Raw genomic sequence first — 13,098 nt, forward strand, 5'->3', positions numbered from 1 at the left:
TCAGTCCCAGATGGGCGCGATGCCTTTTGGGCTGGTCAGGCGGTGGCCGCGCTCCAGCGTGGCGATTTGCGCCATGTCGGCATCGCTCAGCTTGAGGGCGGTGGCGCCGAGGTTGCTGTGCAGGTTGGCGCGCTTGGTCGACGACGGAATCACCGCGTAACCCGATTGCATGGCCCAGGCCAGCGTGACTTGCGCCGGGGTGGCTTGCAGGCGTGCAGCGATCTGCTCGATCACCGGATCCTTCAAGACTTCGCCGTAAGCAAGGGTCATGTACGAGGTGATGTGAATGCCCTGGCTTTTGGCGAACTCAGCCACCGCGCGGTTTTGCAGGTACGGGTGCAATTCGATCTGATTGGTGGCGATGTTGTCGGCGCCGACGGCTTTGATGGCTTGCTTCATCAGGTCGATGGTGAAGTTGGATACGCCGATCTGCCGGGTCAGGCCCAGACGTTTGGCTTCCAGCAGAGCGCCCATGAATTCTTCGACGGGCACTTGGTCTTCCGGCGATGGCCAGTGGATCAGCGTCAAGTCGAGGTAGTCGGTCTGCAGTTTTTGCAGGCTCTCTTTGAGGCTGTCGATCAGGCGATCTTTGGCGAAGTTGGCGATCCAGATTTTGCTGGTGATGAACAGGTCTTCGCGGGGGATGCCGCTGGCGGCGATGGCCTGGCCGACGTCCGCTTCGTTTTCATAAATTTGCGCGGTGTCGATGACGCGGTAACCGAGTTCGAGGGCGGTGCTCACCGAGTCAATGACCACCTGGCCTTGCAGGCGAAAGGTACCGAGGCCGAAAGCGGGAACAGACATGAAAGACTCCAAGGGATTGCAGTGGGAATGGGGTCGAGTATCCGCGTGTGCATCCTTGAGAAAAACCGCTGCCGGGGCAAAGCAGTGTTGAGCAGAAGTCATGAATCAGATATTTGGATTTTCAGTGTCTGGGCTGGCCTCTTCGCGAGCAGCCGATTCAAGCAATGTCGCTGCGCGCAAATTCCTCGCCGAGAAAATCAATCAACGTGCGCACCGACGGCAGCAACCCCCGCCGCGACGGAAAAATCGCATGCACCACTCCACACTTCGGCGCCCACCCCGGAATCAACTCCACCACGCGCCCGGCGGTAATGTCCTCGCGCACCACCACACTCGGCAAATGCGCCACGCCGACCCCGGCAATCACTGCCTGACGTAATGCAATCAAATCATCAGTAACCATGCGCGGCGTGTGCCGGATCAGCGCCGTGTTGTCATTCGGCCCGAGCAGTTCCCACTGATACTCACGCTGCGCCGCGCCCCAATGCAGGCTCGGCAAACCGTTGAGGTCAGCGGGCGAGGGCGGTGATGACAGGCGTTCGACAAACTGCGGGCTTCCGACCACCGACTGCATGCTGTTGCCCAGTACCTTCATGACCATGTCGGTGTTTTCCAGCGGCGGAAAGCGCACGCGCAAAGCGATATCGAAACCTTCGTGAATCAGGTCGACGCGACGATTGGTGCTCTCGATGAACAACTCAACCAGCGGATACTTGAGCATGTAGCGCGTGAGCATCGGCCCGACCCAGGAGTTGAGCAGCGCCGTCGGGCAACTCAGGCGCACCAGCCCTTGCGGCTCTGAGCGATTGCGTTCGATCAGTTCGGCGGCGCTTTCGGCTTCGATGCGCATGGCCAGACAACGCTGGTAATAGGCCTGGCCGATTTCAGTCAGCGAACAATGGCGGCTGGTGCGGTGCAGCAGGCGTACACCGAGGCGTTCTTCCAGCTCGGCAATGCGCCGACTGAGCTTCGATTTGGGCATGTCCAGCGCACGGCCGGCGGCGGCGAATCCGTGGTGTTCGACCACTTGGGTGAAGTAGTAAAGGGTGTTGAGGTCTTCCACCATCGTTCTCCAGATAGAACGCTAAGGCTGATTTTTGCAGTCTAGTGCATTAATGGTCATGGATTTAAGCTTAATCCATCGCATCACTCACCCCAATTGGAGACAACCATGAAAAACATCATCGGTATCTACACCAGCCCACGCGGCCATTGGGTCGGCGATGGTTTCCCGGTTCGCACGCTGTTTTCCTACGACAACCTGGGCAAACACATCAGCCCGTTCCTGCTGCTCGATCACGCCGGCCCCGCCGATTTCACCCCGACGACCGATCGTCGTGGCGTTGGTCAGCATCCGCACCGTGGTTTCGAAACTGTGACTATCGTTTATGACGGTGAAGTGCAGCACCGCGATTCGACCGGCAGTGGCGGCGTCATCGGCCCGGGCGATGTGCAATGGATGACGGCGGCGTCCGGGATCCTCCACGAGGAGTTTCACTCGGATAACTTCGCCAAAACCGGCGGCAAACTGGAAATGGTGCAGCTGTGGGTCAACCTGCCGGCCAAGGACAAAATGGCCGCGCCGGGCTATCAGACCATTCTCGACCGCGACATCCCGAGCATCGCGCTCAAGGACAACGCCGGCAGCCTGCGCCTGATCGCCGGCGAGTTCGATGGCCACACCGGCCCGTCGCGTACGTTCACGCCGATCGACGTGTGGGATCTGCGTCTGAACGCCGGCAAGTTGCTGACGCTGGATCTGCACGAAGGCCGTAACACCGCGCTGGTGGTATTGAAAGGCTCGGTGCAGGTCAACGGTCTGGAATCGGTGCGCGAAGGGCAGTTGGCGCTGTTCGAACGTGATGGCAAGCAGCTGACCCTCGAAGCCAGCCAGGACGCGGTGGTGTTGTTGCTCAGCGGCGAACCGATCGACGAACCGATCGTCGGCCACGGCCCGTTCGTGATGAACACCGAGCAGGAAATCCACCAGGCTTTCGCCGACTTCCAGTCCGGCCGCTTCGGCCAGATGCACGCTTAACGCACAACCACTCCGCTCTACACAGGACGCGTAGGCCGGTTCGAAGGCCAGGGATGGCTGTTGCCTAAAGAAAAGAGGACACGCACATGAACACTGTCAATGCCGCGAACTTCGACGGCCAGAAACCGACCATCGATGCCAGCGATGCAGCCATGCTGCTGATCGACCACCAGAGCGGTCTGTTCCAGATCGTCAAAGACATCGACGTGCCGCAACTGCGCGCCAACGCCGTAGCGCTGGCGAAAGCGGCGACCCTGCTGAAGATGCCGGTGATCACCACCGCCTCCGTGCCGCAAGGGCCGAACGGGCCGTTGATTCCGGAAATTCACGAAGCCGCGCCGCATGCGCAATACGTGGCGCGCAAGGGCGAAATCAACGCGTGGGATAACCCGGAGTTTCACGCGGCAGTCAAAGCCACTGGCAAGAAAACGTTGGTGATCGCCGGCACGCTAACCAGCGTCTGCCTGGCGTTCCCGTCGATCGCTGCCGTGCACGAAGGCTACAAGGTTTTTGCCGTGGTCGATGCGTCCGGTAATCACTCCAAACTCGCCACTGATCTGACAGTTGCCCGTTTGGCCCAGGCCGGGGTGGTGCCGATCGACATCATGGCTACGCTTTCCGAGCTGCAAGGCTCGTGGAACCGTCCCGATGCCGAGCAGTGGGCGGCCGTCTACGCCCAGGCCATGCCGCATTATCAATTGCTGATCGAGAGCTACCTCAAGGCTCAGCAAGTCGCGAACGAACACGAAGTGCTGGATTCCCAGCGCTGATCGAGTCTCCCGAGGCCGACCCCCGTCGGCCTCGACAACACGCGAGGATTACTGCAATGACCACTCAATACAAACGTCTGGACAAGAACAACGCTGCGGTGCTGCTGGTCGATCACCAGGCCGGGCTGCTGTCGCTGGTGCGCGATATCGATCCGGACAAATTCAAGAACAACGTGCTGGCGCTGGCCGATCTGGCCAAGTACTTCAAGCTGCCGACAATCCTCACCACCAGTTTCGAAACCGGCCCCAACGGCCCGCTGGTGCCTGAGCTGAAAGCGCTGTTTCCGGATGCGCCGTACATCGCTCGTCCAGGCCAGATCAACGCTTGGGACAACGAAGATTTCGTCAAGGCGATCAAGGCGACGGGCAAGAAGCAACTGATCATTGCTGGCGTGGTGACCGAGGTCTGCGTGGCATTCCCGGCGCTGTCGGCGATAGAGGAAGGTTTTGATGTGTTTGTGGTCACCGATGCCTCGGGCACGTTCAACGAATTGACCCGCGAATCGGCGTGGAATCGTATGTCCACGGCGGGCGCGCAGTTGATGACCTGGTTCGGTCTGGCCTGCGAGCTGCACCGCGACTGGCGCAACGACGTTGAAGGGCTGGGCACCCTGTTCTCCAACCACATCCCGGATTACCGCAACCTGTTCACCAGCTATAACAGCTTGTCTAACGACAAATAACCCACGCCACCCGCAAACCCCCGTAGGAGCTGCCGCAGGCTGCGATCTTTTGACTTGGTTTTTGAAGATCAAAAGATCGCAGCCTGCGGCAGCTCCTACAGGGTTTTGTGGGTTTTTTGCGGGTGTGTTCATGCTGTGAAATCAATTACTCCTACACTCTCCCCAATCTGTGCGATCTTCTCGCGATTGGCCCCCGTCGGAGGTGTTTGATGCTGTCTCTGCTGACCGAACACCCGTTGTTTTGCGCGTTGGTCCTGATCCTCCTTGATCTCGGTCTGTGGCGCCTGATCAGTTCCCGTGGCAGCGAGTGGAAACTGCTGGTGCGCGTGCTGATTTTTACCCTGTTCAGCATCTTGCTGTTCAACGAAGGCCTCAACCCGATGGAGCCCGCGCCGTGGGCCGACAACGTGCCGCTGCACCTGGCGGCGACCGGGTTGCAGATTGGCTGGTGGCTGTTTGGCGCGCGCACCCTGACGGTGTTGATCGGCGCGGTGATGATGCAACGGGTCGGCCACACCGGGCGGTTGTTGCAGGATTTACTCGGTGCGGTGATTTTCCTTATCGCGATTATCGCGGCGCTGGCCTACGTGCTCGATCTGCCGGTCAAAGGCGTGCTGGCGACGTCCGGCGCCTTGGCGATCATCGTCGGTCTGGCCTTGCAGAGCACGCTCAGCGATGTGTTCTCCGGGATCGTCCTCAACACCACCAAGCCTTATCAACTGGACGACTGGATTTCCATCGACGGCACCGAAGGCCGGGTCACCGATATCGATTGGCGTGCCACGCGCCTGCAAACCAGTCAGGGCAGCATGGCGGTGATTCCCAACTCGCTGGCAGCCAAGGCGAAGATCATCAACTTCAGTCGGCCGAGCAATATGTTCGGCGTCGCGGTCAGCGTGCAGGTCAGTCCGCATGCGCGGCCCAGTTCAGTGATCGAATCGCTGGAGCGGGCGATGCAGGGCTGTCGGCAGTTACTCGACAACCCGGCGCCGAGTGTCGCGCTGAAAAGCTCCGGCAGCAGCGGCGCGGAATACGAGATCAGCGGTTTCGTCGCGTCGATGGGCGAGAAACGCGTGGTGCGCAATCAACTGTTTGATCTGGCGTACCGGCACTTGCAGGCGTCCGGGGTCAATCTGCTGTCGAGCGATGAAAGCAGCGCGCCGAGCAACCTGTCGCGGCCACGGGCATTGCTCGACAGTTCGCCGATCTTCTCGACGCTGCGTCAGGAAGAGAAAGAAACCTTCAGCCAGAACATGACCCTGCAAAATTTCCGCACTGGCGAGACGATCCTGGAGGCGGGGGAGGTCAGCGATCACTTGTTCATCATCGAGTCGGGCGTGGTCACAGTGACGCTGACCCGCCACGGCACGCCGTTCGAGTCAGGGCGCATGGGCCCGGGCGAAGTGATCGGCGAGGCGGGCATCCTTTCCGATACCTCGGTGCCGGCCAAGTTTGCCGCGAAAACCTTCTGCGCCCTGTACCGCATCGAAAAGACTTACCTGAAGCCGTGCCTCGATGCTCGCCACGACATCAGCGATGCTATGAAAACCTTGCTCGATTACCGCCTGCACAAGGCGCAATCGCTGACCGAGGAAGCGCCGGTGGTGGTGGCGAAAAAAGGCTTCCTGCAATGGCTGCGCAGTCGCGCCTGAATGGTTTATGCGTAGGCGGCGAGTTTCTGTTCCAGGTGCGCGCGCACTTGCGGCCATTCGTCGTCGATGATGCTGAAACGCACCGAGTTGCGTTTGCGCCCGTCCGGCATGATCCGTTCATGACGGACGATACCTTCCTGCTGCGCGCCGAGACGCAGGATCGCCTGGCGTGATTTCTGATTGTTCTCGTCGGTGGTGAACTGCACACGCACGCAATCGAGCACTTCGAAGGCGTGGCGCAGCATCAGGTATTTGGCTTCGGTGTTGACGAAGGATTTCTGCCAGCTCGCCGAGATCCAGCTGCTGCCGATTTCCAGCTTGCGATTGAGCGGATCGATCTTCCAGAAGCGTGTTGAGCCGATCACCTCGCCGGTGTCCTTCAAGACGATGACAAACGGCATCACCGTGCCGGCCTTGCGGCCGTCGAGGGCCTTTTTCAGATAGCTGTCGACGGTGCTGGCCGACGGCACAACGGTCACGGTGAGGTTCCACAATTCGCCGTCGGCAGCCGCATGGAGCAGGGCGGCGGCGTCGGAATACTCAAGCGGGCGCAGAAGGATGCGCTGACCTTGCAGCGTGGTTGGCATGGGATACAGGTCTCGGCAGAGCGGGCGAAGGGCGAGCGCCTATTACGCCGCAGCGGACGGATCCGATGCAACCGCTGCGATGTTCACGCGGTCACAATTTTCACAGCCCACGGGCAGGAGCCTCAGCCGATGAAAAACCTGCGGATCGCCACCTACAACGTCAACGGTTTACGCGCGCGTTTGCCGAATCTGCTCGATTGGCTCAAGCGCGAGCAACCCGACATCGCCTGCTTGCAAGAACTCAAATCGGTCGATTCGGCATTCCCCGCCGCCGAACTGGAAGCTGCCGGTTACGGCGCGATCTGGCAAGGTCAGGCGGCGTGGAATGGTGTGGCGATTCTTGCCCGAGATGCGCAGCCGCTGGAGAGCCGTCGCGGTTTACCGGGCGATCCCGACGACAAGCACAGCCGTTATCTGGAGGCTGCGGTGCACGGCGTGCTGGTCGGTTGCCTGTACCTGCCTAACGGCAATCCGCAGCCGGGGCCGAAATTCGATTACAAACTGGCGTGGTTCGAACGGTTGATCAGCTATGCGAAAGACCTGCAAAGCAGCGATCACCCGGTGGTGCTGGCCGGTGATTACAACGTCGTGCCCACCGACATGGACATCTACAACACCCGCTCATGGCTCAAGGACGCGCTGCTGCAACCCGAAAGCCGCGAGTGTTATCAGCGCCTGCTCGATCAAGGCTGGACGGATTCGCTGCGACATCTGTATCCCGAGGATCGCCTCTACACTTTCTGGGATTACTTCCGCCAACACTGGCAAACCAACTCCGGTTTGCGCATCGATCATCTGCTGCTCAACCCGGCATTGAGCCCGTATCTGTACGAAGCCGGCGTAGACGCGTGGGTGCGCAATGAACCGCACGCCAGTGACCATGCGCCAACGTGGATTCGCATCGGCTCACGCAAAAAGCGCTAGCAGGCGATTGGCGAAATCAATTGTCGAACTCAGTGGCTGATCCCGTATACATGGCGACCATCAACGCAGTGAACTGCGGCCCCATGCAAAAGGATTGAGCAATGAGCGAGCCACGCCTGACGAACCTGAAGCTGTACCTGCAACGTCTGGGTTTTGATGCACCGCCAGCGCCGACGCTGGAAAACTTGCGGCTGCTGCAATGGCGCCACACCGGGGTCTTTCCTTTCGAGAATCTGGCGACGATTACTGGCGCACCGGTGCTGATCGATCTGCCGTCCATTGAAGAAAAAATCCTGCTCGGCGGTCGCGGTGGCTACTGCTATGAGCTGAATAATCTGTTCTTCACCCTGCTGCTTGAGCTGGGCTTCGACGCTCGCGCCATCAGCGGCCGTGTGGTGATGAATCAGCCGGAAGGCAGCTGGACGGCGCGCACGCACCGCTTGAGTCTGGTCACCCTCGACGGCGTGCGCTACATCACCGACGTCGGTTTCGGCGGCATGGTGCCGACGGCGCCTTTAGTTCTCGACACCGAAGATGAGCAAACCACCCCGCACGAACCCTATCGCATCGACAAACAAGCCGAGGGCTACATGCTGCAAGCCAACGTCGCCGGCGAGTGGCGGCCGATGTACCTGTTCGACCTGCAACGCCAGGAAGACATCGATTTCACCATCGGCAACTGGTACGTCTCGGCCCATCCCGACTCTCCGTTTACCCAGCGCCTGATGGCGGCGCGTACCGGTGATGGCTGGCGCAAAACCCTCAACAACGGCAGTTTCGCCCTCCATCGCATGGGCGCGAGCAGCGAGCGGCGCGAAATCACCGAGGTGGCGGCATTGTTCGAACTGCTGGAGCAGGAATTCGACATTCACCTGCCGGACGTGCCGCATACACGGCATTCTCTTGAACGAATGATCGTACCGGCCAAAGCCTAAGGCTTGGCATCCGGTTCCAGCACCCGGCGAATTTCCCCGGCCGCTGCCGACAATTTTTTCTCAAGACTCTTGAGATCGGCGGCGGTAATGCCTTTGCTGAATTGCAGCGGATCGTCCTGGTCGTGCTTTTCGGCATCGAGCAAGGCATGGCGCAACGTGTTGTTGATCACCGTCTGATAACCAAACCCCTCGTTCTCCGCCACCGTGCGTGCGGCGTCGATCACGGCATCGTCGAGCATGATGGTGATCCGGGTTTTGCCCTTGGCGGACGCCACAGCGCCGCGTTTGCCTTGGGAGAAGTCATATTCGTCTTTCATTGGTTAAATCTCTTTAACAAAATACTCAAAATCATTATGCATATTTAATATGCATACAAAAGACTGCGACCGCACCGTCGGTCGCCATGAACACTTCAGCCTAGTGGGCGTTGGCGCAGATGCAGGTGAGGATGTGTTGCCGGATTTGTGGGCGTTGCGAGGCGCGGGCTAGAAGCTTGGATGGCTACCTATCCATTTTGTGACTGACAAGTTGTATACAACTCTATGGACATTTGTCCTGAGTATTGAATACAGTGTGCGCATAACAAAAACCAGGGAACCCCCCACCATGAAAACGCCCCATGTTTCACACCAACGGCCCGAGGACGAAAATCTCGGGGTCGGCGCGAATATGGCTTACGGCCTGCAACATGTTCTGACCATGTACGGCGGTATCGTTGCGGTGCCACTGATCATCGGCCAGGCGGCCGGCCTGTCGCCGGCAGACATTGGTTTGTTGATTGCTGCTTCATTGTTTGCGGGGGGGCTGGCGACGCTGCTGCAAACCCTGGGTCTACCGTTTTTTGGCTGTCAGTTGCCGCTGGTACAGGGCGTGTCGTTCTCCGGCGTGGCGACCATGGTCGCGATCGTCAGCAGCGGCGGGGAGGGCGGCTTCCAGTCGGTGCTTGGCGCCGTCATTGCGGCATCGCTGATCGGCTTGCTGATCACGCCGGTGTTCTCGCGCATTACCAAGTTCTTCCCACCATTGGTCACCGGTATTGTGATCACCACCATCGGCTTGACGCTGATGCCCGTGGCCGCACGCTGGGCGATGGGCGGCAACAGCCACGCGCCGGACTTCGGCAGCATGCAAAACATCGGTCTGGCGGCGGTGACGCTGGTGCTGGTGTTGCTGCTGAGCAAGGTGGGCAGCTCAACCATCTCGCGTCTGTCGATCCTGTTGGCCATGGTGATCGGTACGATACTGGCGGTATTCCTCGGTATGGCGGATTTCTCCAACGTCACCACCGGGCCGATGTTCGGCTTCCCGACGCCGTTCCACTTCGGCATGCCGACCTTCCACTTCGCTGCGATTCTGTCGATGTGCATCGTGGTCATGGTGACGCTGGTGGAAACCTCGGCGGACATTCTGGCGGTCGGTGAAATCATCGGCACCAAGGTCGACTCCAAGCGTCTGGGCAACGGTCTGCGTGCGGACATGCTGTCGAGTATGTTTGCGCCGATCTTCGGTTCGTTCACCCAGAGCGCTTTCGCCCAGAACGTTGGTCTGGTGGCGGTGACCGGGATCAAGAGCCGTTATGTGGTGGCCACCGGCGGCGTATTCCTGGTGATCCTTGGCCTGCTGCCGTTCATGGGTCGGGTTATCGCAGCGGTACCGACTTCGGTACTCGGCGGCGCCGGTATCGTGCTGTTCGGTACTGTGGCAGCGAGTGGTATTCGTACGCTGTCGAAGGTTGATTATCGCAACAACGTCAACCTGATCATCGTCGCCACCTCGATCGGTTTCGGCATGATCCCGATTGCCGCGCCGAACTTCTACGATCAGTTCCCAAGCTGGTTTGCGACCATTTTCCACTCGGGCATCAGCTCGTCGGCGATCATGGCGATCCTGCTGAACCTGGCGTTCAACCACTTCACTACTGGCAACTCCGATCAACAGTCGGTGTTTGCGGCGGCGGAAGAGCGGACTCTGCGTTATCGCGATCTGGATGCGCTGCGCGAAGGCGATTACTTCAGCGACGGCAAACTGCATGACTGCGACGGCAATGAAGTGCCGGTGATCGAGCCGGATGATCACGACCACGGCCATGGCGCGCCGAAAGTGCAGGTGAAAAGCAGCGAGCATGTCTGACCGCTGTAGCTGAATGGAAAAGGGCCGATCTGTTAATCAGATCGGCCCTTTTTGTTTGAAGATCAAAAGATCGCAGCCTTCGGCAGCTCCTACATGAAAACACCTATCCCCTGTAGGAGCTGCCGAAGGCTGCGATCTTTTGATCTTTTCGAGCGCCCACAAAAAAGCCCCTGAATCTTTCGATTCAGGGGCTTTGCTATTTGGCTCCACAACCTGGACTCGAACCAGGGACCCAATGATTAACAGTCATTTGCTCTACCAACTGAGCTATTGCGGAATTGGTGCGTATGTTACTGATTCAAAAAGAGAAGTCAAGCATCGATTGTGAAATTGAACGATTTGCCGGGATGAATGGTGGTTTGTCAGCGATTGGCGGTTACCAGATTCTCGCCAGAGGTCTACCATGGCCGCCCGGAAGTGGTAACACGCGCTACCGGCCATCCGCCGAAAAGGTACGCGCCATGCATCACATGATCTGTCAGTCCCGCAACAGCGAGGTGTTCGCATGAGCATCGCGCAAATCAGCCTGCCGAAAGGCGTCGGCCCTCACGCCGAAAAACTCCTCGATGCGATCACTCAGGCCGGCACCGCTGAAGAACTGAATCGCGCTGGCGGCAAGGCCGAAGGTTTTGTCCTCGGTCTGGAAAGCGCCAAGGCAATCAAGAGCCAGATCGCCGAATCGCTGTACGTTGTTTATGACGATGCCGCCAGTCAGCGCGCCACCGAATTGGCTTAACTGCCGAAGGTAATGGTGCCGAGCATCAGTTTGGCGTAAGCCGCCGTGGCTGCCAGTTGCACCAGCCACAGCACCAGACCGCCAAGAAACACCCCGGCCGCCACTTGCAGCACCAGGCTTTTTTCGCGTTTGGCCGAGGCGCGGGGGATGAAATCATCCAGATCGTCACGGTCGGCGCGCAGGTTGTCGTTTTTCATTGGGTTTCTCACAGAATTCGCAGGTTGACTCATAACCTGTAGGAGCAGAGCTTGCTCGCGAAGGCGTCTGGTCAGTCGCCATCATCACTGGCTGAACCACCGCTATCGCGAGCAAGCTTTGCTCCTACAATTTGGATTTGTGTGCAGTTTAGAGGGAATGTTGCATTCCTTCGGACAAATAAAAAACGGGAAGCCCCAAGGCTTCCCGTTTTTCATCACGCAGCGTTATCAGATGACCTGAACGATCGCGTCCGTTACAGCCTTGATGTTGCTCTGGTTCAGCGCGGCCACACAGATACGACCGGTATCCAGTGCGTAAATGCCGAACTCGTTTCGCAGGCGATGCACTTGTTCAGTGGTCAGGCCCGAGTAAGAGAACATGCCGCGCTGACGACCCACAAAGCTGAAGTCGCGGCCCGGGGCTTTCTCGGCCAGCAGGGCAACCATCTGCTCACGCATGCCGCGAATGCGCAGACGCATTTCCGCCAGTTCCGCTTCCCACTGCGCACGCAGTTCCGGGCTGTTCAACACCGCAGCAACGATGCTTGCACCGTGAGTCGGCGGGTTGGAGTAGTTGGTGCGGATCACGCGTTTGACTTGCGACAGCACGCGCGCGCTTTCTTCTTTCGATTCGCTGATGATCGACAGGGCGCCAACGCGCTCGCCGTACAGCGAGAACGACTTGGAGAACGAGCTCGAGACGAAGAAAGTCAGGCCGGATTCAGCGAACAGGCGCACAGCGGCGGCGTCTTCGTCGATACCGTCGCCAAAACCCTGGTACGCCATGTCGAGGAACGGCACGTGACCTTTGGCTTTAACAACGTCCAGCACGTTGTTCCAGTCCGCCGGGGTCAGGTCGACGCCGGTCGGGTTGTGGCAGCAAGCGTGGAGGATAACGATCGAGCCGTTCGGCAGGGCGTTGAGGTCTTCGAGCATGCCGGCACGGTTAACGTCGTGGGTGGCAGCGTCGTAGTAACGGTAGTTCTGCACCGGGAAACCGGCGGTTTCGAACAGCGCGCGGTGGTTTTCCCAGCTTGGGTCGCTGATCGCCACGACGGCGTTCGGCAGCAGTTGCTTGAGGAAGTCAGCACCGATTTTCAGGGCGCCAGTACCGCCGACGGCCTGAGTGGTGATGACGCGACCGGCGCTGATCAGCGGCGAGTCATTGCCGAACAGCAGTTTCTGCACGGCCTGGTCGTAGGCAGCGATGCCATCGATCGGCAGGTAACCGCGCGAAGCGTGTTGAGCGACGCGAATCGTCTCGGCTTCAATAACGGCGCGCAGAAGTGGAATTCGCCCCTCTTCGTTGCAGTAAACGCCAACGCCCAGGTTGACCTTGGTGGTCCGGGTATCGGCGTTGAATGCTTCGTTGAGGCCCAGGATTGGATCGCGGGGTGCCATTTCGACAGCGGAGAACAGGCTCATTATTACGGCGGCTCTGAATGGATAGTGGAGGGACGTGTGGCGCTCCAGCCGAATGCACTAGAGCGGTGCACAAACGGGGAGCTAGTATAGAGGCCATCTGCGAGCAATGGCGACAGGCGATTCGGCTTTTCAGGTAAGTTTTTGCGATTATTTCTTGACCGTTAGTCGATTGGCCGTGTCAGAGACTTTACCGGATGTAGGACGTTTGCCTTGAAAG

Annotated in this window: 15 protein-coding genes and 1 tRNA gene; 9 read left to right on the plus strand and 7 right to left on the minus strand. The window is 59.1% G+C overall.

Annotation, left to right across the window (positions count from 1 at the left end; genetic code table 11):
• Both dkgB and AD669_RS09015 read right to left on the minus strand, forming a co-directional pair.
• Complete coding sequence (gene dkgB, locus AD669_RS09010) at positions 1-804, minus strand: 2,5-didehydrogluconate reductase DkgB (RefSeq protein WP_053118877.1); 804 nt, start codon at positions 802-804, stop codon at positions 1-3.
• Between the two features lie 157 nt (positions 805-961).
• The gene (locus AD669_RS09015) at positions 962-1,870 is read right to left on the minus strand and encodes a LysR substrate-binding domain-containing protein (RefSeq protein ID WP_053118879.1); all 909 of its coding nucleotides are present in this window, start codon (positions 1,868-1,870) and stop codon (positions 962-964) included.
• Positions 1,871-1,975: 105 nt separating this feature from the next.
• Here AD669_RS09015 and AD669_RS09020 point away from each other — a divergent pair, with 105 nt between their 5' ends.
• The 4 genes from AD669_RS09020 to AD669_RS09035 all read left to right on the plus strand — a co-directional run bounded on the left by AD669_RS09020 (position 1,976) and on the right by AD669_RS09035 (position 5,947).
• On the plus strand, positions 1,976-2,842 hold the full coding sequence (locus AD669_RS09020) for a pirin family protein (RefSeq protein WP_053118881.1): 867 nt from the start codon (positions 1,976-1,978) through the stop codon (positions 2,840-2,842).
• 86 nt (positions 2,843-2,928) lie between these two features.
• Positions 2,929-3,612, plus strand: a complete 684-nt coding sequence (locus AD669_RS09025; RefSeq protein ID WP_053118883.1) for an isochorismatase family protein — start codon at positions 2,929-2,931, stop codon at positions 3,610-3,612.
• A 56-nt stretch (positions 3,613-3,668) separates the two neighbouring features.
• Positions 3,669-4,295, plus strand: coding sequence for an isochorismate family cysteine hydrolase YcaC (ycaC, locus tag AD669_RS09030; protein ID WP_053118885.1), 627 nt, complete (start codon positions 3,669-3,671; stop codon positions 4,293-4,295).
• A gap of 209 nt (positions 4,296-4,504) precedes the next feature.
• Positions 4,505-5,947, plus strand: coding sequence for a mechanosensitive ion channel family protein (locus AD669_RS09035; RefSeq protein WP_053118886.1), 1,443 nt, complete (start codon positions 4,505-4,507; stop codon positions 5,945-5,947).
• Positions 5,948-5,952: 5 nt separating this feature from the next.
• Here the strand turns inward: AD669_RS09035 and AD669_RS09040 are convergent, their stop codons facing one another.
• Entirely contained in the window at positions 5,953-6,534 is a 582-nt protein-coding gene (locus tag AD669_RS09040; RefSeq protein ID WP_053118887.1) for a GNAT family N-acetyltransferase, read from the minus strand.
• 129 nt (positions 6,535-6,663) lie between these two features.
• Between AD669_RS09040 and AD669_RS09045 the strand changes: the two genes are divergently transcribed.
• A complete protein-coding gene (locus tag AD669_RS09045) occupies positions 6,664-7,458 on the plus strand; it encodes an exodeoxyribonuclease III (protein ID WP_053118888.1) in 795 nt (264 codons plus the stop codon).
• A 101-nt stretch (positions 7,459-7,559) separates the two neighbouring features.
• Positions 7,560-8,393 carry an arylamine N-acetyltransferase gene (locus AD669_RS09050; protein WP_053118889.1) on the plus strand — a complete coding sequence of 278 codons (834 nt, stop codon included), beginning with the start codon at positions 7,560-7,562 and terminating at the stop codon, positions 8,391-8,393.
• On the opposite strand, the gene AD669_RS09055 is transcribed toward AD669_RS09050, so the two are convergent.
• Positions 8,390-8,710 carry a BrnA antitoxin family protein gene (locus AD669_RS09055; protein ID WP_053118891.1) on the minus strand — a complete coding sequence of 107 codons (321 nt, stop codon included), beginning with the start codon at positions 8,708-8,710 and terminating at the stop codon, positions 8,390-8,392. The two genes, AD669_RS09050 and AD669_RS09055, sit on opposite strands and share 4 nt — an antisense overlap.
• Before the next feature lie 289 nt (positions 8,711-8,999).
• On the opposite strand from AD669_RS09055, the gene AD669_RS09060 reads away from it, so the two are divergent.
• The gene (locus tag AD669_RS09060) at positions 9,000-10,523 is read left to right on the plus strand and encodes a nucleobase:cation symporter-2 family protein (RefSeq protein WP_053118894.1); all 1,524 of its coding nucleotides are present in this window, start codon (positions 9,000-9,002) and stop codon (positions 10,521-10,523) included.
• 201 nt (positions 10,524-10,724) lie between these two features.
• Here AD669_RS09060 and AD669_RS09065 read toward each other — a convergent pair.
• A tRNA-Asn gene (locus AD669_RS09065) sits at positions 10,725-10,800 on the minus strand.
• A 10-nt stretch (positions 10,801-10,810) separates the two neighbouring features.
• Between AD669_RS09065 and AD669_RS28575 the strand changes: the two genes are divergently transcribed.
• Complete coding sequence (locus tag AD669_RS28575; protein ID WP_172680095.1) at positions 10,811-11,032, plus strand: hypothetical protein; 222 nt, start codon at positions 10,811-10,813, stop codon at positions 11,030-11,032.
• A complete protein-coding gene (locus AD669_RS09070; RefSeq protein WP_053118896.1) occupies positions 11,029-11,259 on the plus strand; it encodes a hypothetical protein in 231 nt (76 codons plus the stop codon). The genes AD669_RS28575 and AD669_RS09070 overlap by 4 nt, the downstream gene beginning before the upstream one ends.
• Here AD669_RS09070 and AD669_RS09075 read toward each other — a convergent pair.
• Positions 11,256-11,456, minus strand: a complete 201-nt coding sequence (locus AD669_RS09075) for a hypothetical protein (RefSeq protein ID WP_053118898.1) — start codon at positions 11,454-11,456, stop codon at positions 11,256-11,258. The two genes, AD669_RS09070 and AD669_RS09075, sit on opposite strands and share 4 nt — an antisense overlap.
• Before the next feature lie 228 nt (positions 11,457-11,684).
• Positions 11,685-12,881 carry an amino acid aminotransferase gene (locus AD669_RS09080; RefSeq protein WP_007913409.1) on the minus strand — a complete coding sequence of 399 codons (1,197 nt, stop codon included), beginning with the start codon at positions 12,879-12,881 and terminating at the stop codon, positions 11,685-11,687.
• Between the last annotated feature and the right edge of the window lie 217 nt (positions 12,882-13,098).

This window comes from Pseudomonas sp. P1.31 (genome assembly GCF_001269815.1).
Lineage (GTDB): Bacteria > Pseudomonadota > Gammaproteobacteria > Pseudomonadales > Pseudomonadaceae > Aquipseudomonas > Aquipseudomonas rustica.